21 protein-coding genes are annotated in these 23153 nt (G+C 55.1%); 13 read left to right on the top strand and 8 right to left on the bottom strand.

The window, feature by feature from the left end; translation table 11 throughout:
* Nucleotides 1–26: 26 nt before the first annotated feature.
* Nucleotides 27–1178 (bottom strand): site-2 protease family protein, encoded by a 1152-nt coding sequence (locus tag WC184_04025; GenBank protein ID MFA7477044.1) that lies wholly within the window; start codon nt 1176–1178, stop codon nt 27–29.
* A 67-nt stretch (nt 1179–1245) separates the two neighbouring features.
* On the opposite strand from WC184_04025, the gene WC184_04020 reads away from it, so the two are divergent.
* Nucleotides 1246–2811: an alpha/beta hydrolase gene (locus WC184_04020; protein ID MFA7477043.1), complete on the top strand. Its 1566-nt coding sequence runs from the start codon at nt 1246–1248 to the stop codon at nt 2809–2811.
* Between the two features lie 10 nt (nt 2812–2821).
* Here the strand turns inward: WC184_04020 and WC184_04015 are convergent, their stop codons facing one another.
* Nucleotides 2822–3646 carry a DUF3097 family protein gene (locus WC184_04015; protein ID MFA7477042.1) on the bottom strand — a complete coding sequence of 275 codons (825 nt, stop codon included), beginning with the start codon at nt 3644–3646 and terminating at the stop codon, nt 2822–2824.
* A 56-nt stretch (nt 3647–3702) separates the two neighbouring features.
* Between WC184_04015 and WC184_04010 the strand changes: the two genes are divergently transcribed.
* The 4 genes from WC184_04010 (at nt 3703) to WC184_03995 (ending at nt 7428) form a co-directional block, all read left to right on the top strand.
* The gene (locus WC184_04010) at nt 3703–5505 is read left to right on the top strand and encodes an ABC-F family ATP-binding cassette domain-containing protein (protein MFA7477041.1); all 1803 of its coding nucleotides are present in this window, start codon (nt 3703–3705) and stop codon (nt 5503–5505) included.
* 160 nt (nt 5506–5665) lie between these two features.
* Nucleotides 5666–5902, top strand: coding sequence for an AbrB/MazE/SpoVT family DNA-binding domain-containing protein (locus tag WC184_04005; GenBank protein ID MFA7477040.1), 237 nt, complete (start codon nt 5666–5668; stop codon nt 5900–5902).
* A complete protein-coding gene (locus WC184_04000; protein MFA7477039.1) occupies nt 5886–6317 on the top strand; it encodes a type II toxin-antitoxin system VapC family toxin in 432 nt (143 codons plus the stop codon). The genes WC184_04005 and WC184_04000 overlap by 17 nt, the downstream gene beginning before the upstream one ends.
* Nucleotides 6318–6384: 67 nt before the next feature.
* Nucleotides 6385–7428, top strand: a complete 1044-nt coding sequence (locus tag WC184_03995) for a DUF459 domain-containing protein (GenBank protein MFA7477038.1) — start codon at nt 6385–6387, stop codon at nt 7426–7428.
* A gap of 77 nt (nt 7429–7505) precedes the next feature.
* On the opposite strand, the gene WC184_03990 is transcribed toward WC184_03995, so the two are convergent.
* Together WC184_03990 and WC184_03985 are read right to left on the bottom strand one after the other, a co-directional pair.
* Nucleotides 7506–8897: an MBOAT family protein gene (locus WC184_03990; GenBank protein ID MFA7477037.1), complete on the bottom strand. Its 1392-nt coding sequence runs from the start codon at nt 8895–8897 to the stop codon at nt 7506–7508.
* A 38-nt stretch (nt 8898–8935) separates the two neighbouring features.
* Nucleotides 8936–9748, bottom strand: coding sequence for an enoyl-CoA hydratase-related protein (locus WC184_03985; protein MFA7477036.1), 813 nt, complete (start codon nt 9746–9748; stop codon nt 8936–8938).
* Nucleotides 9749–9804: 56 nt separating this feature from the next.
* On the opposite strand from WC184_03985, the gene WC184_03980 reads away from it, so the two are divergent.
* On the top strand, nt 9805–10440 hold the full coding sequence (locus WC184_03980; GenBank protein ID MFA7477035.1) for a NifU family protein: 636 nt from the start codon (nt 9805–9807) through the stop codon (nt 10438–10440).
* A gap of 14 nt (nt 10441–10454) precedes the next feature.
* On the opposite strand, the gene dxs is transcribed toward WC184_03980, so the two are convergent.
* The 3 genes from dxs to WC184_03965 are packed head-to-tail and all read right to left on the bottom strand — an operon-like array spanning nt 10455 to nt 14203.
* Entirely contained in the window at nt 10455–12344 is a 1890-nt protein-coding gene (dxs, locus tag WC184_03975) for a 1-deoxy-D-xylulose-5-phosphate synthase (protein MFA7477034.1), read from the bottom strand.
* A gap of 21 nt (nt 12345–12365) precedes the next feature.
* Nucleotides 12366–13205, bottom strand: coding sequence for a phosphatase PAP2 family protein (locus WC184_03970; GenBank protein MFA7477033.1), 840 nt, complete (start codon nt 13203–13205; stop codon nt 12366–12368).
* Nucleotides 13206–13207: 2 nt separating this feature from the next.
* Entirely contained in the window at nt 13208–14203 is a 996-nt protein-coding gene (locus WC184_03965) for a lysylphosphatidylglycerol synthase transmembrane domain-containing protein (protein MFA7477032.1), read from the bottom strand.
* A 139-nt stretch (nt 14204–14342) separates the two neighbouring features.
* On the opposite strand from WC184_03965, the gene WC184_03960 reads away from it, so the two are divergent.
* The 7 genes from WC184_03960 to WC184_03930 all read left to right on the top strand — a co-directional run bounded on the left by WC184_03960 (nt 14343) and on the right by WC184_03930 (nt 22467).
* Entirely contained in the window at nt 14343–15152 is an 810-nt protein-coding gene (locus WC184_03960) for a hypothetical protein (protein MFA7477031.1), read from the top strand.
* 95 nt (nt 15153–15247) lie between these two features.
* Entirely contained in the window at nt 15248–15703 is a 456-nt protein-coding gene (locus tag WC184_03955) for a helix-turn-helix domain-containing protein (GenBank protein ID MFA7477030.1), read from the top strand.
* A 10-nt stretch (nt 15704–15713) separates the two neighbouring features.
* A complete protein-coding gene (gene cofH, locus WC184_03950) occupies nt 15714–18086 on the top strand; it encodes a 5-amino-6-(D-ribitylamino)uracil--L-tyrosine 4-hydroxyphenyl transferase CofH (protein ID MFA7477029.1) in 2373 nt (790 codons plus the stop codon).
* A 54-nt stretch (nt 18087–18140) separates the two neighbouring features.
* Nucleotides 18141–19529 (top strand): TldD/PmbA family protein, encoded by a 1389-nt coding sequence (locus WC184_03945; GenBank protein ID MFA7477028.1) that lies wholly within the window; start codon nt 18141–18143, stop codon nt 19527–19529.
* Nucleotides 19526–20884, top strand: a complete 1359-nt coding sequence (locus WC184_03940; GenBank protein ID MFA7477027.1) for a TldD/PmbA family protein — start codon at nt 19526–19528, stop codon at nt 20882–20884. Before WC184_03945 ends, WC184_03940 begins: the two co-directional genes overlap by 4 nt.
* A gap of 11 nt (nt 20885–20895) precedes the next feature.
* Nucleotides 20896–21621 carry a PHP domain-containing protein gene (locus tag WC184_03935; protein ID MFA7477026.1) on the top strand — a complete coding sequence of 242 codons (726 nt, stop codon included), beginning with the start codon at nt 20896–20898 and terminating at the stop codon, nt 21619–21621.
* A gap of 3 nt (nt 21622–21624) precedes the next feature.
* The gene (locus WC184_03930; protein ID MFA7477025.1) at nt 21625–22467 is read left to right on the top strand and encodes an undecaprenyl-diphosphate phosphatase; all 843 of its coding nucleotides are present in this window, start codon (nt 21625–21627) and stop codon (nt 22465–22467) included.
* Here the strand turns inward: WC184_03930 and WC184_03925 are convergent.
* Nucleotides 22464–23132 (bottom strand): SAF domain-containing protein, encoded by a 669-nt coding sequence (locus tag WC184_03925; protein ID MFA7477024.1) that lies wholly within the window; start codon nt 23130–23132, stop codon nt 22464–22466. The two genes, WC184_03930 and WC184_03925, sit on opposite strands and share 4 nt — an antisense overlap.
* Nucleotides 23133–23153: the final 21 nt, after the last annotated feature.

Genomic DNA, 23153 nt, shown 5'->3' with positions numbered 1-23153 from the left:
CGCTTACAATTCAGCCACTCAGCCATTTAGCCGTGGTCACGCGAACGCGCTCGTGGCTTGGGTGGATGAGTGGCCAGACGGATCAGATCTTCCCGGCTAATTACTCCCACCAAGCACATCCGATCGTCGTAAACCACAATTTCTGGTCGACTGGCGGTGGCGGCGCGTTCAATCACGTCTAAGAGGGAATCGGTGTCCCAGGCGGTGGTCAGTTGCTCAATCGGGATGGCGGCGTCGCGCAGCAGCATTTGTGAACGCCGGTTCGGTGGAATCTGACGAATGTCGTCCATGGTGATCACGCTTCGCAGCACACCATCACTTTCCCGTACCACAAAGGCACTGTGGTTAGGAGTGGCACCCATCATGGCAATTAGGCCATCAACGGTGAGGCCCTCATCTATGATCGGTGGGTCAGGAATCGTTGCTTCAACAGCCGTTAAACCTTGTAACAAGTTGCGTGCCTCGGCACCACGTAGTTCGAGCTGCGCGTTCTGCCAGATGAACCAGCCGATCAGCATGCCCCACAAGCCATAGGTGTCACCCATCATCAGCATCCGAATGGCACCGAAACCCAACAGGCCGGCACCTAGTATCCGACCGGCCTGTGCGGCTCCGATCTGGCCTTTTTGAGCGTTCTTCTTTCGCCACCAAATTATGGCCGACAGCACCGAACCACCATCTAAGGGGCTGGCAGGCAACGAGTTGAAAGCTGCCATGAGCAGGTTGATTCCACCTAACCATCGCAGTACCGAAACAACCAGCGGTTCTTCCCCGATTTGAGCGACACCCCAGGAGGCCGCCAATAACAGCGCGCCGATAGCGCCACTGGTTATCGGGCCAATGCCGGCAATTTTTGCTTGTGCGGCTGGTGTTTTTGGGGTTTCAGTGAGACGAGCTACGCCCCCTAACATCCAAAGGGTGATGTCTTCGGTGCGGATGCCATAGCGTTTCGCCATAAGGGCGTGAGCCAGCTCATGTGCCAGAACCGACCCGAAAAACACTACTACGGTTACCAGAGCCGCCAACCAGTAGCTGACCGACGTGTGGCCTGGACTTTCGGCTGGGAAATGGCCTTCGGCCAGACCAAGGCTGAAGAGCCAAACCACCACCATCAAAGTCCACGACATCCCAACTGGGATACCGAAAATTTTCCCTAATCGGATGTTCGCTCGTTCCACGCCTGGGCCTCCTGCCTCTAAGCCAGGCTAGACCCTCTGAGGGCGATTTCGGTTTAAGGTTTGGTCCATGAAACGCGTCGCTTCTTCTGTGCTGGCCATGTTCGTGGCGTTATCCCTGGTTGCAACGGCTTGTAGTAGTTCCTCAGATAACGACGAATTAGGTGCTGGAAATGGGAGTGACTCAAGCGTCGACAAGCAGGAATCGACTAGCACCACCCACGACGTTTCGAAGCCCCCACGACCTTCCACCACTTCGGTGCCAAGTGAAGATGCAATCGAGTGGCGATCGGGGGTTGGTCCTTGGGAGCGTGGCACCTTAGAAGTGCCGCTTGACTACACCAATCCCGAAGGTCAACAGATCGAGCTTGCCATGGTGCGGCGGTTGGCAAGCGAACCAAACCAACGCTTGGGGGTACTGCTATTGAACCCCGGTGGACCGGGCGCATCAGGGATTGAGTTTGCCGAACTCTCACGTTTTATTTTGTCGGGTGAGCTATTTGACCGATTCGATGTAATCGGTTGGGACCCGCGTGGGGTAGGCGAAAGCACCCCGGTTACCTGCGGGGACGACGCATTTTTGGATCGTTACTTGGCGATGGACCCGGTGCCGGAAACCGAGTCGGACCGGGCCGAAGCCGTGGCCCTTATCGAAGAGTTTGCCAACAACTGTGTTGAAGAAAGTGGCTATCTGTTGCCGTTTCTCGGAACGCAGTCTTCGGCGCGTGACATGGATAGCATCCGTGAGGCCTTAGGCGAGAGCGAGATTAACTATTTGGGCTTCTCCTACGGTACCTACCTTGGTGCCAGCTACTTAGAAATGTTCCCCGACCGGGTGCGAGCCATGGTGCTTGATGGGGCCTACAGCCGTAGTTTGAGCGACCTTGAGATGACGGTGGGTCAAGCCAGTGGATTTGAGCGTTCGATCCAGTCGTTTTTGGCCTGGTGTATGGAACCCCGCTGTGACCTGGCCGAATTAGGTGATCCAGCCGAGCAGTTAGACGGTTTGTTGGCCTCGCTTCAACAGAACCCATTGCCAGCCAATGGTGATCGGATCCTAACTGCTGGTTTAGCCTGGACTGGGGTGATCATGGCCATGTACGTACCCGCTATGTGGCCCATGTTGGACACCGCCTTGACCCGCGCTATTGAACACGGCGACGGGCAGCGGCTGATCGAATTAGCCGACCAATACAACGACCGTTCACCCACTGGCAGCTACGACAATTCAACCTTTGCCTTCACGGCGATTAGCTGTGCCGACTCGCCCGCGGAAAGCCCCGAAGATGAAGCGGCGGTTGCCCAGGCGGTGATGGAGGCTGCTCCCCGTGTTGGGCCGGTGTTCGTGTCGTTGCCCAGCCCGTGCGATTTCTTTCCAATGGTTGACAGTGACCCACCAAGTGGTCCCTTTAGTGTCCCTGACGCACCGCTTGTTGTGGTGGTGGCCACGACCGGCGACCCTGCCACCCCCTACCAATGGGGTTTACGTCTTTGGCAGGAACTGGAAACGTCACGCATATTGTCGGTCAAAGGTGAAGATCACACCGCCTATGGCAGCGGCAATGGGTGTGTTGACAACCGGATCGATCGCTACCTTTTGACCCTCGAGTTTCCCGAGCGGGGTATGCGCTGCTAGCGGTGGGGGCCTAGTGCTGGGGTTCAGTAACAAAATCAATTAACGCTTCCACCGCACCCACCAGCGGTGCTTCCAGATCGCGGTAACTGTCAATACTGGCCAGAATGTGACGCCAGAAGGCCGGTGGATCATCAACGCCTAAGCGAGTTGTAATTCCAGTCTTCCAATCTTCGCCCTTTGGGACGGTAGGCCAGGCTTTAATACCCACCACCTTGGGTTTAACGGCTTCCCAGATATCAATGTACGGGTGGCCAGTTATTAGAACCTCGGGATGGTTAATTTCCGCTGCCATGCGCTGTTCTTTGGTTCCAGTCACCAGGTGATCGAGCAAAATTCCTAAACGACGTCCCGGTCGTGGTCCGAACTTTCGAATGATCTCACCCAAATGGTCGGCCCCGTCGAGGCGCTCAACCACGATTCCTTCTATTCGAAGGTCATCGCCCCAAACCCGTTCCAACAATTCGGCGTCGTGGATGCCTTCCACAAAAATACGGGAAGCTTTCGCAATCTTGGCGGGAGCACTGGCCACTGAAATAGAGCCCGAGGCCGTCAGGGTCGGTTCGTTCGCCGTCGGTGGGCGTTGCAAGACCAAAGTGCACGGTTCCCGATTGATGGCGAAAGCCCCTTCACCCAAGCGAAAGAGGTGGTCGCGACCTTGGCGATCGCGCAGTTTCACCCCACCGTGAGCGGTTTCGATAATCGTGCCGCTGGTTCCCGAGGCACGATGAGTCACTTCCAGTCCAGGTGTGATCGGAACTGTGGGAAACACTCGTGGAGCACGACGTGGACCATCGATATTTAAAGGTTCGGCTTTTAGTCGTCGAGGCTGCACCACGCTTAGAGGTTAATGCAGCTTCGTGATAGCGCGGGCGTTGTCGCTAACCTTTAAGCGTGATTCTGGTCGACTGCGATGCTGTTTCTGTACACCGCCCGGGCCGACCTCTGCTCGATGAGGTTTCGGTTACGGTGTCGACTGGTGATCGGCTAGGAATTGTTGGGCTAAACGGCACTGGTAAAACCACCCTGATGAAAGTGATGGCCGGCACCATCGAACCAGAAGGTGGTGTGGTTCGGCGTGGTCGCAGCGTACGAACAAGCTTTTTAGATCAAGAAGCGGCGTTGCCGGCGGGGAAGGTGCTGGCTGCAGTTGGTGAATCGTGGGAAGCCGAAGCCGTGTTGGAGCGGGTTGGTATGGGGGCCTTCCAAGAACGTGATGTAACCGAACTTTCGGGGGGACAACGCAAACGGGTGGCGCTAGCGCGGGCCTTGGTTTCTGAAGCTGATCTGTTGATCTTGGATGAGCCCACCAACCATCTAGATATTGATGGTATTGCTTGGTTGGAAGACCGTTTGGCTGCCTTCAAGGGCGGCCTGGTTTTGGTAACCCACGACCGTCACTTGCTCGATCGCACCACCACCCGAATTCTCGAACTAGACCGAGGCAAAAGCTATGTGCACGAAGGTGGCTACGCTTCGTATCTAGAAGCGAGTGCCATTCGGGAAGAACAAGCTATTGGTGCCGAAACGGTGCGCAGGAATTTGGCGAAGCATGAGCTGGCGTGGTTGCGCCGAGGAGCGCCAGCACGAACCCGCAAGCCTAAAGCCCGTATCGAAGCGGCCACTAAAATCGTCACTGGTAGGCCCGAAGCTGCCGCCCGGGGTGGAACCTTAGATTTGCATTTTGGCACTCCGCGTTTGGGCGACAAAGTGGTAGAGCTTGAAGGGGTAGGCCACCATTTTCCTGGTCAGGAATGGCTGTTTCGTGGAGTTAACCTTTCCCTTGACCCGCGGGAACGTTTGGGAATCGTGGGTATCAACGGCACCGGGAAATCAACGCTGTTAGACATTATTGCCGGGCGTATTTCGCCACTTGAGGGCACCGTTGAGTTGGGTACCACTGTTTCGCTTGGCTACTACGACCAGCTGGTACGAGAGCTTGACCCGACGGCTCGGGTGCGCGACGTGGTGGCTGGGCCGCATCAAGAAGCCGACTGGACGACCAAGCGGCTCTTAGAAGAGTTTTGGTTCGACAGTGACAACCAATATGCGCCAGTGGAATTGCTCTCGGGCGGTGAGAAGCGGCGTTTACAGTTACTAACTGTTCTGGCGGCCAAACCGAACGTGTTGTTGTTGGATGAGCCCACCAACGATTTGGATATCGACACGCTGCGGGTCTTGGAAGATTTCCTGGAGGAATGGCCGGGCGCCCTGGTGGTTGTCAGTCACGACCGGGCCTTTTTGGAACGCACGGTAACCGATGTGATTGTGCTTGATGGTCACGGTCGCGCCGAGCGTCGGCCAGGGGGCTATGCGGCTTGGGAAGAAGAGCGGCGCGCTGCTCGTGCGGTGTCGAAGAGCAAGGCTAGGCCGGCAGCTGGACAGCAGTCTGCACGCGTTTCTGGTGCCACCGGAGCACTTGCGAAAACCGGTAAAGACGGCTCGGGTCGGGCCGCCAAAGTTGGTGGCGGTGGCCGGTCGCGTTCTACGGTTCGCTATGAGATTAAATCGGTTGAAAAAGAGCTAGCCAAGCTGGAACGCGAACATGAGCGGCTAACTGTCGAGGTGGAAGCGGTGGGTGCCGATCATGTGGAGTTGGCGAAGCTGGGTGAAGCTTTAGCGGCCGTCAACGAAAAGCGTCACGAAACCGAAGAACGTTGGTTAGCTCTAGCCGAAGAGGAAGAGGGCCTCTCGTAGTTAATCCTTTAACAGGCCATGGCCGCTAGTGCTCGCGCCGCTCGTTGGTCCCCGTCTTCGTAACTTTCACCGTCTGGAAAGAGTGAGATTGGTCCAACGGTTCGTCGGGTTAATTGGCCGCTTATTTAAAAATGGTAGGATGGTTACCATGTTGGTAACCATGGATAAAGCTGGTCGAATAGTTATCCCTAAAGAGATTCGGGAACAACTAGATTTTCAGCCCTATACCGAGCTGACAATTAACGTCGAAGGCGGCTCAATTAGAATTGATCGGGTTGATTCCCCAAGACGTGTCCTACAAATTACCGACGATGGACGGCCTTACTTCGAGGCCGTTGCGACGCGTAGCCTTACTGATCTAGACATACAACGTCTGCGCGATGCCGACCAACGATAAAGCTCAGCCCGCTTACGCGGTGGATACTAGCGTAGCTATCCCATTTTTGGATGCTACTCACAGTGCCCACTCGGTCTGCGTGGCAGAATTAGCTTCGAAGCGTTTAGCGTTCGCAGGCCATGCTGCTTTTGAGTCATTGGCGGTTTTAACTCGCTTATCAGGAGCCTTGAGAGTGGATATGGTCGACGCCTTAGCGGCTATTCGGCTGGCATTTCCTGAAAGCTGCTGGCTTGCAGCTGAGCAACAGGCCGAGCTGCTCGATCGCTTGGGCTCAAGCGGTCTGAGAGGCGGCATGATCTATGATGCCCTGGTCGGAGAAGCAGCACGTGTTAACGGCCGTGTGTTATTAAGTCGTGACCGCCGCGCTATCGCCACTTATGAGTTCTTGGGTATTAATTACCAGCTGATCAGCTGAGATCTTCCAAAGTCTCATTATTGGGGTCGAGCTAAAGCAACAGAGTGCCTGAGGCTAGGATCGTGACGTGAATGGAAAGTACAAGCCTGCCGGTCAGGTGCTTGTAGTCATGGTTGTGGGCCTAGTGCTGGCCGCGTTCTTGAATGTTGACAGTTTGGTTGCTCAGGCCGAACGCAAGCCGTTTGGTTGGTCACGCGACTTTTCATTGGCGGTGTGGAAACCTGTACAAACCGTGAGCGGATTCTTCCGAATTAACGCGCCCAGGAGTGCCTTGGATGAAGCCACCGGTCGTGCCGATTCCTATAAGAGCACCGACTTCACCTTCCCTGAACCTGATGACACCACAACCTCAACCACCACTGGTGGCACCGAGGGCGGTGAAACCGAGGAACCGGAAGCCCCCGACGAAACCACGACCACCACCGAGGCCATTCCCGAATTGCGTACCCCTACCGCAGGTGAACCTTTGCGTTTGTGGGTTGGTGGCGATTCGATGTCACAAGTATTTGGGCAGTCCCTGGTTAGTTTTGTGGAACAAACCGGTGTTATTACCAGCACTCTCGACTATCGCATTTCAACCGGGCTTACCCGACCCGATTATTTCAACTGGCCAGCACATCTCGACACCGAAATGGAACGCCTTGACCCTGAAGCGGTGGTGATTATGTTCGGTGCCAATGATGCTCAAGGTATGGAAGCTGACGGTCAGGTTTTTGAACGTCTTAGTGACGGTTGGAAAGACCACTACCGACGACGTGTTGCGGGCACGATGGACTTGTTGAAAGCTCCCGGGCGCATTGTCTATTGGGTCGGTCAGCCGATTATGCGAGACTCGGCATTTTCAGGCCGCATGGCGCAGCTGAACGAAATTTATTCTTCAGAAGCCGCAACCAGGCCTTGGGTTAAATTCATAGATAGCTATTCAATGTTTGCTAACGAGTCGGGTAATTATGAGGCCTATCTCACTGGGTTGGACGGCTCAGTGCACGATATGCGACAAGGCGACGGCATTCACCTGTCGCGCCCGGGTGGCGACCTATTGGCTCGGCACGTGCTCGACCTGATCGAAGCCGACGCCAACATCGTGGATCGCACTTCTGATGATACCTAGGGCGATTTTGTCTGCTTCTTGCGGCGAATTTGATCTCACGAGCATGCTGAAAGTCACGTCGGCGTTGCTAAGAAGTATTAAAACTGGAAATAGATGAAAGGCGCTACACCTTCAGGGCCGAGTGCGTCGATGAGACCCAAGCCAAGTGCCACTGCGGCTATGTGGACGTAGATGGGGCTTTGTGCAAATAGTGTTGTGGCTCGGCTCACCGCATCCTCAGGTACAAACTGCGAGGCGATCATGGCCACGATAGTGACTACGACAAGTGCCGTTACCATGGCACCTCCGCCAGGCCCGAAAAGAATGCGTCCAATCAAGGCGGTGGCGTCGCTAAAGGTCTCGGCTCGGAAGAAAATCCAGCCAAAGCAAACTAGGTGGAAAGTTAAGAACCATTGTCCGACCTTCACTGCCGGCTCGGGAACCCCAATAGGCTCCCAACGGGCTTTCACCACCCGCTCAGCCACTAAGAATCCGCCGTGCAGGGCTCCCCAGATTACAAAGTTCCATGACGCTCCGTGCCATAGGCCGCCCAAGAGCATAGTGAGGAATAAATTACGATACATAAAGGCGGTAGAACCCCGGTTTCCGCCCAAGGGAATATAGAGATAGTCGCGTAACCATCGGGAAAGTGTCATGTGCCAACGGCGCCAGAATTCCTGAATCGACAGCGACTTATAGGGGGCATCAAAGTTCTGCGGGAAGCGGAAACCCATCAAAAGTGCCACGCCAATAGCGATATCGGTGTAACCACTAAAGTCGGCATAAATTTGGATGGCGTAACCATACATTGCTGCCAAGTTCTCAAAGCGGCTGTGTAAGTCGGGATGAGCAAATACTGGGTCGACTAAGTTAGTCGCCAAAAAGCTAGAGACGACGACCTTCTTGAACAGACCTCTAAAGATCAGCTCGAAACCCTCCGGCATGGCTACTTGGCGAGGGTCAGGCTGGGTGTGCATCTGGGGTGCAAACTCTTGGGCCCGAACAATTGGCCCTGCTACGAGTTGAGGGAAGAAGCTGATGTAAAGAGCGAAATCCAACAATGGAAGCACTTCTTGAGTACCTCGCCCCACGTCGATCACGTAGCTCATGGCTTGGAAAGTGAAAAACGAGATACCAACCGGCAAAATCACTTCGATTAGCGGTGGAGAAAGGTCGATGCCAAGGTCGTGGCTAAGCGAAATCAGCGAAGTTACAAAGAATCCGTAATACTTGAAAAACCCTAAAATGCCCAGATTCACTACGACCGAAGCGATAACTAAATATCGACTGGCTGAGGTTTTCTCACCGTCAGGACTTCGCGCTTGGCCAACGGCGTGCCCAAAGAGGTAGTTGATGGTTATTGAAGCACCTATGAGCAGAACAAGTCGGGCGTTCCAATAGGCGTAGAAATAGAGACTGGCGCCCAACATTGCCAGGCGCCAGATGGTGTAATGAGGTCGCAATAGCCAGTTGGCGGTGAAAACCACCACAAAAAATATTGCGAATGCAACGGTGGGGAAAAGCAGAGTTAGTTCCCTTTAAATTCGGGTGGTCGACGTTCGGCGAAACTGTTGATTCCCTCGCGAAAATCGGCACTTTGGAACAACAACATTGTCTGCAATAATACATGGTGAACGTGCGCTGGAAAGTCTTCCGTCAAACCATGTCGGAACAGGCGTTTCATAGCCTGAATAGCTAATGGTGCATTGCTCGCAATCTCGGCGGCCCACTCGTTAGCAACGTTCAATACTTCATCAGCGGCTACGGCGCGGTTCACTAATCCGAATTCGGCAGCTTCTGCTCCGTTCATGTCGCGCCCCAAGAAGCCGATTTCGGCCGCCTTAGCCCAACCCAAAAGCCGGGGAAGGTACCAGGTGCCGCCGCTTTCTGGTACTACACCGCGCTTGGCGAAGCCCGTAACCAGCTTTGCCGATTCCGAAGCGATCCGAAGGTCAGCCCCCAAGGCAATGTCGAGGCCAAAGCCCGCCGCCGCGCCGTTGATGGCTGCAATCACTGGGGTATCCATCTCAAACATCACTGTTGTTGGATGATTTCTAGTTCCCATGTGACGGCCGCTGCCCGACTTGGTATCACCACCGATTCCGGTTCCGGCGATGGCGTCTTTGATGTCTAAACCAGCGCAAAATGCCTTGCCGGCACCAGTTAGGATGATGGCCCGCACCTCGGGGTCAAGGTCGGCTTCGGCCAAACGGTCGGCTAGCTGGCGCAGCATCAGACCCGAAATGGCGTTCATGCGATGCGGTCGGTTAAGGGTGATCGTCGCGACGTGGTTGCTAACTTCGTAGAGAACCTCGTCGCCTGCTTGTTCTTGGTCGGTCATAACCAGATGCTAGATCGCAAGGTTGGCCTGCGCTCTGTAAACGGTAGGATTTGGGCATGACTACCGATGTAGATACCGCTACCGACGCCACTGTCATTGTCACGGTGACTGATGAAGCCCGTGAGATGGTAAAAGGTGTTCGTGCCGCAGAAGAAAACTCAGACACTTTAGGCTTGCGTATAGCGGTGGTGGGCAAAAGCGGGGTGGAATATGCTTACGACTTGGCTTTTGAGGCCATTAGTGAAGCCGCTGAAGGCGATTCCATAGTAGAGACCGATGGGCTGACGGTCATTGTGCCCGCTGACAGCATCAACAAACTACGCGGTGCCACATTGGCGTTGCCTTCCAACTCGGCGCAGGGTGGTCTGGTAATTCGTAACCCGAACCGCCCCGATCCTCTTGAAGGTATTGATATTCAGCTTGAAGGCGACATGCCTGAAAAGATCAACATGCTTCTCGACCAAGTGGTCAACCCTCAACTAGCTGCACACGGTGGATTCACCACACTTTCAGGTGTCGATGGAACCAAAGTGTATCTGTCGATGGGTGGTGGCTGTCAGGGTTGCGCTATTAGCGCTATTACGCTTCGTCAAGGAATTGAGGCGCAACTGCGAGCGGCGATTCCCGAAATTACTGAGATTATCGACGTGACTGACCATGACTCCGGTCAGAACCCGTATTACACGAACTAAGTCTGAACGAAACGTTAGGCTCGACTTGGTGCTTCCTTGAAACCTGCTGCGCTTTGAACCCGAATGGCCTCAGCGGCAATTCCAGGTGCGTCTAAACCCAATCGAGACAAGATCACATCGGGTTTGGCCTGTTGGATGAAACTAGTTGGTACCCCAAGCACCGAGACTGGGGGTGCCAACACCCCTCGATCTAGAGCCATGGTTGATACGGCGTCCGCGATTAATGATCCGGCACCACCGTCGCGGTAACCGTCTTCAACGGTAATCACATGAGGGTGTTCTAAGGCGTTCGCGATCATGTCTTGGTCTAAGGGGGTTACAGCTCGCACGTCCCAAACTGTGGCGCTTAAACCTTGATCGGCCAACAATGTTGCGGCTTCTAACGAGGCTTCGAGCATTTTGCCTACCGATAGAATGCAGACGTCGGTACCTTGTGCCCATTTTCGGGCATGGAAACCGCTGCCCAACTCGGATTCGTTGACGTTACGAGCGGCGGTTTTCGGATAACGAATGGCTACCGGACCGGTGGCAAGTTCTACCGCGTCACGCATCATCACTTGAAGTTCCTGATACGACGAGGGTGCCAACACAGTCATTCCGGGCACCTTAGACATCAGCACCATGTCGAGCACCCCATGATGTGAGGGGCCATCGTCGCCGGTGATACCAGCGCGATCAAGACAGAAAATTACTTTCTGACCATGCAAAGCCACGTCGAGATTCACCTGGTCAATAGCCCGGGCTAAGAAAGTGGCATAGACCGCAAAGACCGGCACCAAGCCGCCCATGGCCATGCCAGCAGACGCCGTTACCGCATGTTGTTCGGCAATACCGACGTCGATCATGCGCTCGCCAAAGCGTTCCTGAAATGGAAGCAGACCAGTGGAGTCGGGCATGGCCGCTGTTAGAGCCACCAAATTGGGGTGTTCCTCGCCCAGCTTCACAATCGTTTCACTAAAGGCGGCGGTATAACTGCCCGGCTTCACTCCGCCGACGTCGTGGAGGTGTTTAATCTCGTCTTCTTCAGCAGGCGCATAGCCACGACCCTTTTGGGTGACGATATGCACCACCTGAGGTCCGCCCAGTTCGGCCGCTAGAGCCAAAGCACGCTCCAATTCGCGAACGTCATGGCCATCGATAGGGCCGTTGTAACGCAGGCCTAGCTGTTCAAAAAATGTGACCGGTTCCGCCCACATTTCTCGGGCTGCGAAGCGTGTGGCGTTGAAACCCTTCGTTAAGAATTCGCCAATAAAGGGGACCTTGCCGAGGGTACGTTCAAGCCGTGTGCTTTCGCGGACATAGGTGGGATTGGTGCGGAGCTTATTTAGCGAGTCGGTTAGAAACGAGACTGTGGGCGCATAGGAGCGGCCGTTGTCGTTCAAAACGATGATGCAGTCGCTTTGAGAATGGCCTAGGTTGTTCAGACCTTCATAGGCCATGCCGCCGGTCATGGCACCGTCGCCAATTACTGCCACAATTTTGCGGTCGTGGTGCTTGCCTTGAGTTTGCGCAACGGCCAAGCCATGCGCGTAGCTAAGCGCCGTGGAGGCGTGGCTGTTTTCGATCCAGTCGTGCGGCGATTCATGGCGACTTGGATAGCCAGATACGCCGCCTTCTTGGCGCAGCTTTGAAAATCCTTCTTGGCGCCCAGTTAAAACCTTGTGGACATAGGCTAGGTGGCCGGTGTCCCACAAGATGATGTCGTTTGGTGAGTCGAAGACCCGGTGAAGGGCCAAGGTCAGCTCAACGACACCTAGGTTCGAGCCTAGATGTCCACTGCCAGCCGTGTTGACCGCATCGACTACGAACTCGCGAATTTCAGTGGCGAGAAGTGCTAGTTCGGTGTAGCTAAGAGATCGGAGATCTGCGGGGGTTTGGATTCGTTCAAGGAGCATTTGCTCCATGTCCCTTCCGTCAAGGTGCCGTCAAACCGTGGTTTGGGCAAGAATTCGTCTTTCGGTCCAGTCCGTAAACTTGTTCCCAAGGTACCACCCAACGCCTAAGACTATGGCCCCGCCCACCGCATCTAGCCAAAAGTGGTTGGCGGTCACCACTATGGCAAACAGGGTCGCCGCTGGGTATAAAAGTGTTAAAGCTCGCAGCCAACGCCGTCTAATTCGGCCCCAAGTGCCGGCCACACACCATGATGACCAGGCGAAATGCAAGCTAGGCATGGCAGCGTATTGGTTTGAAACTTTCGCCATGGCCCCTTCGTTGAATGACCATAGACCGCCGTACTCGGCCAGGGTGTCAACGAAACCGTAGTCATCTTGGAAATGGGGATTTCCGTGACCGGCGCCGAACTCGTCATCGTCAGCAGAGAGCAACCGAGGTGGCATTAACGGAAACAGGCTGAAACCTACTAAGGCCAAGGCGGTGGTGAAGGCCAGCGTGTTTCGCCAGACTGAATAGTCGTGGCGGTAACGGGCAAAAAGCCAGGCCAACACACCGCCGGTGACGACAAAATGGAAGGTTCCGTAGAACACGTTCCAAAATTGGATGAAAAATTTCCAGCCCAGAAAATGTTGTTGAAATCCGGGTTCAATAAAAAAACCGATGGCCTTTTCTGCGCTTATTATCCAGAGCGCATGGTTGTGGGCAATGGTGCTGTCAACCGAAGCCGATCCGAACTGGTTCCGGGTCCAGGTGTAAATACCGTAAAAGATGGCGATGTACAACACTTCGCGCCACCACCGCAGCCGGGTGGCGTGTAGATGTTTTACTTCAGCGGGGCTGGGAGGTTCTTCTTCTCTAGCATTCACCATGTTCAAGCTGCGCCGCTTACTGTGGAGGCTGTTTTGCGATTCCCGAAAGCGAAAGAGCCAGCGCCGGGAAGTGATGTGACCAGGTTTAATAGGTACAACAATAGGCCCAGCGCGATCGCTTGTTCTGCCGGGACCCCAAGTGGACCTAAAAACAATACAAAGGCTGCCTCACGGATTCCGAGACCAGAAATTCCAATCGGCAGAACCTGGATGATTAAAACGGCGGGCATAAACGTCAACAGCGCGGTTGGCCCGACCTCTTTAATATGTAGTGCCGATGCCGCCATCAAAGCGGCGCTGATAAGCACCAATTGATAGCCCAGACCAGCTGCCAATACAGACAACGCGGCCGCCGGTTTGCGCCGCAACTCGTCGATCCCTAGGTGGATTGCGCCGAGAAAGCGCTGCCAGCCCGCAGAGTCGGTGAAACGACCGAGCACTCGGGGGTCAGCGACGACCACGGTTATGAGTACCAGGCCAATAAGGGTGGCAATAGCCACGCCAAGTGCGAGCCAGGTGGCCCGGCCCAAATGTCGTAAACCAGGGTTCAATGCCAAACCCAAAAACGTTGTTAGTGGTAACACGATCCAGCCGCTTAGTCTTTCCAAAACTACCGAGGCAAAGGTGGTGGAATCGCGTCCGGTTTCTCGCGAAAGCCGCGAGACACGGATCACGTCGCCGCCGATAGTGGTGGGTAATACGTTGGAAATAAATTGTCCGGCCAGGCAGTGCGAGAAAAGGTGCTGCCAACGTGAGTGCACACCTAGTGCATTTAGCACTTGGTACCAACGCACGGCCGAAATGCCAATCGCTACAAACGTGAGCACCGCGGCGCCGCCCAACCACAACCCGTTCGAAGGTCGCCACGGGGGAATTGCTTGGGATAGATCGACCGACGCGACTTTGAAAAAGAGAATGCCCAAGAGCCCGAGGCTGACAACGCTTCTTGTTGCCAGAACCAAGGCGTTGCGTGTTTTTTGTTTTCTTGGGTTGTTCATGAGGGCTCCGGCCGGCGGCCTTTAGCGGCAACTACATAAATGGTGCTTGTTTTTGTGGCCGAGATCGACCATTCTGTCACCATCGTCGGTTAAGCCCGACTCCGATTTGGTTACTTGTGATTCAACCGCAGGAGTTTGGGTGAACCGTTCTCTTATTTTTCGTGTTAGTTCTACTTTCGCATGCGTCGTTTTGAGTTTAGTTATGGTGGCCTGCGCTGCAGGGACCCCATCACATGAGGCTAGCGCTCAGCTTGAAAAAGAAGTGCAGGCAGCCATGTGGAAAACCCGCTCAGCGACATCTGGCCGCTATGAGTTCACCTTGTTAATCAACGTGGATAGCGATCAGGGTCAGTTAGGGCCTTATGAAACTACATTGCTGGGCTCATTTGATAACCCGAACCAGGCTGCCGAGCTTTATATGGATCTATCAACGTCGTTGGCAATGATGTCAGGTCTTGATGAGGACCTACCCGGCGAGTTGCAGCCCGAAATCCTGCATGTGCGAATGGTGGCTGACCAAACCTGGGTTCGGGCACGTTTTGATGATGAGTGGCAGTTGTTGGCCGAGGACTCGTCGCAAGATGATGTTCGAAGCGCTTTGCTCGGCCAGTTTGAAGGGGTCTTTGAGATGATGTCGAAGATCACCGTTGAAGAGTCGGGCGTGGTCGATCTATTGGGAGATCAGCGCTTCTATTCAGGTTATTTGGCAGCACCTGCAGATCTGGGCGGCATCTCGGCCCTGGCAGACCCGAAGCTCATGGAACGTCTTTTCACTTATAAGGCATGGCTTGATGAAGAGGGTTACATTACGGATTTGCGAGTCGAGTCGAACTTTAACGCTGTGGCCGAAGCATTAGGCGAGCCATCTGATCAGCTGGTCGAGATGAACTATTACCTGCGGTGGTTCGACCTCAATGAGCCAATAGCGATCGCCGCCCCCACCTTGTAAACAATCCAAGCGCCACTGTTGAGGAAATTGCTGTAACTATGAGTTAGCAAGAGTGAGTTGCAATTTTAAACTCGCTCAGCGTAGCCTGGCCCCTCGTGGGACCGATAGAGCAATCCTGTTCGATCGCCGCCACTCTCGACGTGGTAGGCGATCGCTGGACCTTGCTAGTTCTGCGCGACTTGTTTCGGGGGGTATATCGCTTCAGTGAGCTGCAAAGCGATCTGGGTATTGCTCGTAATTTGTTGACCGATCGCTTAGGCAAGCTGGTCGCGCATGGACTAATAGAAAAGGTTCCATACGAGCAGCGACCTTTGCGATATGAATACCGCCTTACCCGCAAAGGGGCCGATCTATCACCGGCGCTGATCTCGTTGATGGCCTGGGGCGATCGCTGGTATGCCGATCATGGTGCCCCAGTAGAGCTAATTCACGAGCAATGCGGTACCCCCATCGAACCCCAGCCTCGTTGCCCAACCTGTGAGGTCGTGGTACCTCCCGGACAGATCCGCTCTCGGCCAGGACCGGGTGCGAAGTACCCTAACACTGCGTAATTGGAGACCAATGGAACCCAGTGACCTTCTCAACCTCCCTACCGACGACCTCCTGAGCGCAGCGAGCGACTTACGAGACGAGTTATTCGGAAACCGTATAACTTATTCACCCAAGGTTTTCATTCCACTCACCATGTTGTGTCGCGACAAGTGCGGTTATTGCACCTTTGCTCAACCGCCAGCTCGCTTGGAATCGCCGTATCTGACTCCCGACGAGGTGCTGGCAATTGCCAAGTCCGGCACTGAGCAAGGCTGTCATGAGGCATTGTTTACGTTGGGCGAACGGCCCGAAGAGCGTTATCCAATAGCCAAGGAATGGTTGGCTGACCATGGCTACGGTTCAACCATCGAATATGTGGCCGCTATGGCTGAACTGGTGCTTTACGAAACCGGCCTGCTGCCTCATGCTAACGCTGGTGCTTTGTATCGTGATGAGCTGGCGCTGTTGCGCGGTGTCAGTCCATCGCAGGGGATGATGGTTGAGTCATTGCGCGACGATCTCGATGCCCACCGGGGTTCGCCAGACAAGGTGCCTCAGCGTCGACTAGATACTTTGCGCTGGGCGGGAGAACTTCAAATACCCTTCACCACTGGTATTTTGGTGGGCATTGGCGAAAACGAGGCTGACCGTGTTGAGGCCCTCATGGCCATTGCCGACATTCATCGCCAATTTGGTCACATCCAGGAAGTCATTGTGCAAAACTTTTTGCCCAAGCCTGGCACCGCTATGTGGCGTCACGAAGCTTGCCCGCCACAAGAGCATCTACGAGCCATTGCCTTGGCTCGAATTATTCTGCCACCAGATGTGCATCTCCAAGCGCCACCGAATCTGGCCGACGATTTTGGGCAGCTAATCGAAGCTGGCATTGATGATTGGGGTGGTGTTTCGCCTATCACTGCTGACCATGTGAACCCGGAGCGGCCTTGGCCAGCGCTCGACAAGCTGACGGACGTGACCGAAGCCGCTGGCTTCACGGTTGCACCCCGCCTCACGGCTCACCGTGAGTTCGTACTTGACCCAACCCGTTGGTTCGATGAGAAGCTCCGCTTTGCGGTGCTGGATCGCAGCGACGCTGACGGTTTAGCTCTAGATGGTGGTGGCTCGCATTGGCCAGAACGCACTCGCGATAAAATGCATGTCGGTTCAGGGGCTGACGTCGAAGTAGAAAACCGTTCGTCGTCGTGGTATTCGGGCGCTAATGCTTCGGCGCCGATTCTGGTTCCGGCGAAACCAGCGCTACATGGTCCGGTGGCTGAGGTTCTCGAGGGAGTTCGTTTAGGCCAAGAACCGGGCTTCGACGAACTTCTGACCCTGTTTCGTGCCCGTGGTAACGAAGTCGCAGCGGTAGCAGCGTTCGCAGACGATCTACGCCGTCAGGTTGTTGGCGACACGGTGACCTTCGTCAAGAACCGCAATATCAACTACACCAACGTGTGCACCTTTAAGTGTCGTTTCTGTGGTTTTTCGAAGGGCCCGCTTTCACTCAACCTTCGCGGTAAGCCATACCTTCTTACACTCGAGGAGATGGCCGACCGGGTGGTGGAGGCAGTGGGCATGGGTGCAACCGAAGTCTGCTTGCAAGGTGGAATCCACCCCGATTTCGACGGTGACTACTACATTGATGTCGCGAAAGCTGTTTCTGCCGTCGCTCCCGACATCCATATTCACGGATTCACAGCCCTTGAAGTGACAGAAGGGGCGAAACGGAACGAAGAGCCACTCGCCGATTATCTACGCCGTTTGATGGACGCCGGACTCAAGACTTTGCCCGGTACAGCAGCCGAAATTTTGGATGATCCGGTACGCGAGGTTCTCTGCCCCGACAAGATCAACACCGAAGAGTGGCTTTACGCCCACAAGACCGCCCATGAAGTGGGTTTGCGTTCCAACATCACCATCATGTTCGGAGCGGTAGAACAGCCTGAAAGCTGGGTCCGCCACTTCTTAGTGACTCGTGATTTACAGAAACAAACGGGGGGCTTTACCGAATTTGTGGGCTTGCCGTTTGTGCATATGGCCTCACCTATTTATCTGCAGCGTAAAGCCCGGCGTGGTCCAACCTTCCGTGAAACCTTGCTGATGCACTCAGTGGCGCGCATTGCCTATCACGGTCTGATCGACAACGTGCAGGCCAGCTGGGTGAAGATTGGCGTAACGGGCGTTCAGCAATTGCTCCAGGCAGGATGCAATGATCTCGGTGGAACGCTGATTGACGAAAACATTTCGCGGGCAGCTGGCGCCGAACATGGCCAGGCCCTAACCGAAGAAGAATTTGCCGCCATTGTGGCACCACTGGGCCGAAGCCTGCGCCAGCGCACCACCCTATATGGTGAAGTAGCAGCCCGGAACCAGGTGCCGGACAAGAAAGTTCTGCTTGGATAAGCTGCATCTTTTTGTCGTGATGGACCGTATTTCAAAAGGACTGTAGGTAAAGGCATGATCGACGAGGCGTTGGTTGAACGCACCTTGGCTACCGCACTTAGTCGAGGTGCCGAGTTTGCCGAAGTCTTTGTGGAAGATAGACAAGCAAGCGGGGCCACCTTCGATGACGGGCGGATAGAAGACATCTCGTCGAGTCGAGATCGGGGTGCAGGTATTCGGGTGGTGGTGGGCGACACCACTGGTTTCGCCCATACATCCGATCTCAGCGAAAACGGTTTAACCCAGGCCGCCTCAGTGGCTGCCCAAGCTGCCCGTGGTGGTGGCGGTGGGGTGCGAGAAGTGGACCTAGAGCCAAGGTTTGATGGTCGTTCGAAGGCCGATGTGCTGCCCGAGACGGTTGCCAAAGCTACCAAGGTCGAACTTTTAGGTCGGGCCAACGAGGCGGCTCGTGCTACTGGTGGAGCCATAAGCCAAGTGATGGTGCGCTATGGCGATAACCGCCGTCGTATTTTGGTGGCCAATTCCAACGGGCTTTTCGCCACCGATGATCAGGTTAGAACCTTGTTTTCGGTGACAGCGGTTGCGAACGGAGACACGGGACTACAAACCGGGCGTGAATCTATTGGTCACACTGTTGGTTTCGAATTGTTTAATGAATACGACGTCGAAGAGCTCGCCCGTCGTGCTGCCAATCGAGCCCTTACCAAGCTTCAGGCGGTGCCCGCTCCAAGCGGCTCGATGCCGGTTGTGATTGGTAAAGGCGGTGGTGGGGTGCTCTTTCACGAGGCATGCGGGCATGGCCTAGAAGCCGATTTGGTAGCTAAAGAGGCTTCTGTATTTGCCAACAGGCGCGGTGAAATGGTTGCCACGCCGCTGGTGACTTTGGTGGACGATGGCACCATGGCCAAAGAGTGGGGCTTTTACAACATTGACGATGAAGGCCATCCCGGCACGGAAAACGTGTTAATTGAAGACGGTGTTTTGGCTGATTACATGTGGGACTATCTCCGAGCCCAAAAAGAAGGACGTCAAAGCTCGGGTAATGGTCGCCGTCAAAGCTACCAACATCTTCCAATGGTGCGAATGACCAATACCTACATCAAAAATGGCCAGGACGATCCTGCTGATATCATCGCCGCCACCGATCACGGCGTGTTCGTGGCCCAATTAGGTGGCGGTCAGGTCAACACCGCCACCGGCGACTTTGTATTCGGTATGACCGAGGCCTACTTGATTGAAAACGGCCAGATCACCGCGCCATTGCGTGATGGCAACTTAATAGGCAATGGACCGCAAGTTCTTTCTCAAATTGACCTCCTCGGCAATGATTTTGAGATGGGCAGCCCCGGTACCTGCGGCAAAGACGGCCAAGGGGTGCCCGTAGGTGATGGCACACCTACGCTTCGGGTGGCCAGCCTCACCATTGGGGGCACCGCGGCATGACCAGCGTTGCCAACCCGACCGACCTACTGGCTATTGCGGAAGCGCTAGTAGCTCAGGCACAACCGAATGAACAGGTCGAGGTAGCCATTGGAGAGGGTCGCCGTACCACCATTCGGGTTCACGGCGGCCAAGTTGAATCGTTCACCTCCGCCACCTCACATGGGGTTGGGGTGCGGGTGATCAGTGACCAGCGGGAAGGTTTCGCTTCGGCTGGTTCGATTGAGCCTGACGTGTTGTCACAGACCTTGGCTGAAGCTCGCGACAACGCACGTTTTACCTCGGCTGACGAATTTGCAGGATTGGTCGACCCCGATGGTGTTGAAGCTATCGAGATTGATCACTGGCGTGAAGAACTGCTCGATTATCCTGAGGCCGACAAAATCGCTCGAGTAGTCGAACTGGAGCGTCGGGTGCGTGAAGGCGACCGGCGTATTCGAAGCGTTCGCACTGCCATTTGGTCCGACTCCGCCTCACAATTTGCCCTAGCCTCCACCAAAGGGCTGGCACTGGCCACGCGGGGCACTGGTTGCTCGCTGGCTATTGGTGCCATTGCCGGTGAAGGTGATGACACCGCCACTGGTTCTGGCCATGACGCCGCTCGGGTGCATACCGAGATTGATGATGAGAAAGTCATCGCCGATGCCATTCGACGTTCAACGGAACTTTTGGGCGGGAAACCGGTTTCTTCCCAACGTCTGACCTTATTCTTAGAACCCGAGATGGCCGCCACGTTGTTGGGCATTATCGCAGGCACACTGTCGGGCGATGTGGTGTTAAAGGGTCGGTCACCTTTTGGTGAACGCCTTGGTGAAAACATAGCTTCACCCCTTTTAACCCTCGTTGATGACCCAACCGATCGTCGTTCGTTAGGTGCCGACAGTCACGACGGTGAGGGCTTGGCAACTAGGCGCAACGTGCTGATTGAAAACGGTGTGTTAGGTGGATTTCTTTACGATGGCACCACGGGCCGTCGAGCTGGGCGGCCCTCCACTGCTTCCGCGCTTCGTTCTTCACGCTCGTTGCCTTCGCCTGGTGTGCAGGTGATGGCCATCGAGCCTGGCGCACGTCCCGCGGCCGAGCTATTAGCCGAGGTTGAACTGGGTTTTGCTATTCGATCGATGAATGGCCTGCATTCCGGGGTGAATCCAGTTTCGGGTGACTTCTCAGTTGGTGCTGAAGGTCTGATGATCAGAAATGGTGAACTTGCCGAGGCGGTACGGGAAGTTAGCATCGCCGGGTCGCTGCAGCGCATGTTGCTTGACATAAAAGAGATCGGTAACGACCTCACCTGGCTGCCGGGCGGAACTGGCATGTCTTCAGTGGTGGTAGGTGATGTGGCCTTAGGTGGGCGCTAAGGTGAAATGTTGTGGCCGAGGTGATTAACGACGCGGAAGAAACCGCCATAGACCGCCATCCGCATTTAGCGGAACCCCTTCGACCGGGTTGGGTACGTGTAGACATGCATTCCCACACCATGTGGTCGGGCGATTCCACCACCACACCTGATGAGGTTGAACAAGCGGTAGTAGATAGTGGCATTGACGTGCTCTGCATCACCGATCACAACGCCATTGCTGGGGCGAAAGAGCTGACCAAACGGCTGCCGTGCCGAGTGATTGTTGGTGAAGAGCTTCGCACTCAGCTGGGTGAAATTATTGGCCTGTTTCTAACCGAGCGGGTTCCATTTGGAGTTTCGCCCCTAGAAGCTGCCCACCGCATCCGCAATCAGGGCGGGTTGGTTTATATTCCTCACCCCTTCGACCCTATGCGCGCCAATCTGCGAGCCGACATCATCGACGATTTGGTACAAGCCGGTTTGGTGGATGCCATCGAAGGTAAGAATGGTAAGACCAGCTTGGAACACCTGAACTTGGAAGCACGAGAATTTGCCGCCAAGCATGACCTGTTAGTGGGCGCCGGTAGCGATGCGCATGTTCCGTCGGCATTGGGCTGCGTTTACGTGGAAATGCCCGACTTCGACGGGCCAGAATCGTTTAAAGAGTCGTTGGCCGAAGGTGTACTTGTAGGGCACTACTTCGACCGCGCTCGGCCGTGGACCCCTCGAATCGTTCCTTCAATCCAAGCGCACTGACACTTGCCCATAATTCATGCCATCGCCCTGGCTATTACTCAGGGCCTGACCGAGTTCTTTCCTGTCTCCTCCAGTGGACACTTGAGTCTGCTGCCGTGGTTTTTTGGGTGGGACGATTTCGCTAACAGCCCTCACCTGAACAAGGCCTTCGACGTGGCTTTACACCTAGGTACGCTGGTTGGGGCGATTTCATACTTTTGGAATGATCTTGTTCGTTATGCCAAAGCAGGCTTGGCTTTAATTTTCAACCGTGAACAACGAAGTAACCCCACTACCGACGCCCGAGTGGCATGGTTTTTGGTGGCGTCATCAGTGCCGGGTGCGCTTACCGGATTGTTCCTATCTGATGTTTTGGAAGCTTGGGAAGACAAGTTTTGGTTGATTGGTGTTTTGCTAATCGTCTTTGGCTTGATATTGGGGTGGGCCGATAGCTTGGTGGGAACGCGTAAGACCGAAGGGTTCACCCTTCGAGATGCGCTATTGATGGGCTTAGGGCAAGCCTTCGCCCTACAACCCGGCGTTTCACGCTCGGGGGCCACCATGACGGTGGCGCGAGTGTTGGGTTTTGAGCGTGATACTGCGGCCCGGATTTCTTTCCTCATGGCCATACCAATTATTGCTGGGGCCGGTCTTTATAGCGCGGTTAGTGTTTTCAGCGAAGGCGGCATACCGGCTGACTTTCGAGCACCGTTCGCGGTTGGTATGGCGACGGCAGCCATAACTGGATGGTTGGCAGTGTGGGCCACACTTCGAGTGGTCCGTAACCACGGCTTTGGCATCTTTGTTGCCTATCGAGTGGTGCTCGGCGTGGTTGTGATCGCCGTAGCTGCCTCGCCGTGGCGTTAACCAGGCGTTATAACCAGGGTAACTACCGAGCTGGCTAGCGCCGTAGCTACTCGGTTGGCGGCGTTGGTTGGCACGGCAATCGTGATAGCCATTTCTTCTAACGCTATAACTCTGGCGGCCGCCACCACGGTGCTGGTTGCATTCGAAGCTCCGACACTAAACGGATCGAGCGTTTGGAGCACGTCAACCTCCATGCCAATTTCGAATGCTATCCGGTTCCTCTCCACCGGAACCGCAATGGCGCGTTCTCCGGGTTGAATGGCAGCGGCCAGGCCGTTCACCCCAAGCGGGGCTAATCGTTCGGTAATTACAGCTTCGCCAGCACTAATTAAGCTTCGGGCTGACTGGCCAAAGGGAATTTCTGTTAAAGCATTTGGCGGAACTAAAGCGGCTGGCAAGGCTGCCACTCGCACTGAGGAAGGATCGAGCAGTTCGCCGGGTTGGATGGTCCGGTTAGCCACCACCACTTCCACCAGGTTTCCGTAGGTGGCAGCAGCTTCTGTGGTGCTACTAACCGTGGCGTTCAACGACCAAAGCGTTAATAGGCCAGCCACGCCAGCTACGGTCCATCGGAAGACCGGCCAACGTTTTAGCGCCACCCGGACTCGTTGTTTAGGGCGGCGGTTAAGGGAAGCACGCGAGGCGGCCAGGCTGGCCTGCGGCATGGGTTACCCCCAGATTTAGCA

The sequence above is a fragment of the Acidimicrobiia bacterium genome (genome assembly GCA_041676705.1).
In the GTDB taxonomy this organism is placed as follows: domain Bacteria; phylum Actinomycetota; class Acidimicrobiia; order Acidimicrobiales; family SKKL01; genus Actinomarinicola.
This window is presented reverse-complemented; position numbering and strand designations above follow the sequence as displayed.

Excerpts from the sequence above, each read along its gene's own strand:
- dxs (MFA7477034.1), bottom strand. The coding sequence starts at position 12,344 with ATGGAGCAAATGCTCCTTGAACGAATCCAAACCCCCGCAGATCTCCGA.
- WC184_04020 (MFA7477043.1), top strand. The coding sequence starts at position 1,246 with ATGAAACGCGTCGCTTCTTCTGTGCTGGCCATGTTCGTGGCGTTATCC.
- cofH (MFA7477029.1), top strand. The coding sequence starts at position 15,714 with ATGGAACCCAGTGACCTTCTCAACCTCCCTACCGACGACCTCCTGAGC.
- WC184_03965 (MFA7477032.1), bottom strand. The coding sequence starts at position 14,203 with ATGAACAACCCAAGAAAACAAAAAACACGCAACGCCTTGGTTCTGGCA.
- WC184_03945 (MFA7477028.1), top strand. The coding sequence starts at position 18,141 with ATGATCGACGAGGCGTTGGTTGAACGCACCTTGGCTACCGCACTTAGT.
- WC184_03940 (MFA7477027.1), top strand. The coding sequence starts at position 19,526 with ATGACCAGCGTTGCCAACCCGACCGACCTACTGGCTATTGCGGAAGCG.
- WC184_04000 (MFA7477039.1), top strand. The coding sequence starts at position 5,886 with ATGCCGACCAACGATAAAGCTCAGCCCGCTTACGCGGTGGATACTAGC.
- WC184_04005 (MFA7477040.1), top strand. The coding sequence starts at position 5,666 with ATGGATAAAGCTGGTCGAATAGTTATCCCTAAAGAGATTCGGGAACAA.
- WC184_03925 (MFA7477024.1), bottom strand. The coding sequence starts at position 23,132 with ATGCCGCAGGCCAGCCTGGCCGCCTCGCGTGCTTCCCTTAACCGCCGC.
- WC184_03985 (MFA7477036.1), bottom strand. The coding sequence starts at position 9,748 with ATGACCGACCAAGAACAAGCAGGCGACGAGGTTCTCTACGAAGTTAGC.
- WC184_03980 (MFA7477035.1), top strand. The coding sequence starts at position 9,805 with ATGACTACCGATGTAGATACCGCTACCGACGCCACTGTCATTGTCACG.
- WC184_03970 (MFA7477033.1), bottom strand. The coding sequence starts at position 13,205 with ATGGTGAATGCTAGAGAAGAAGAACCTCCCAGCCCCGCTGAAGTAAAA.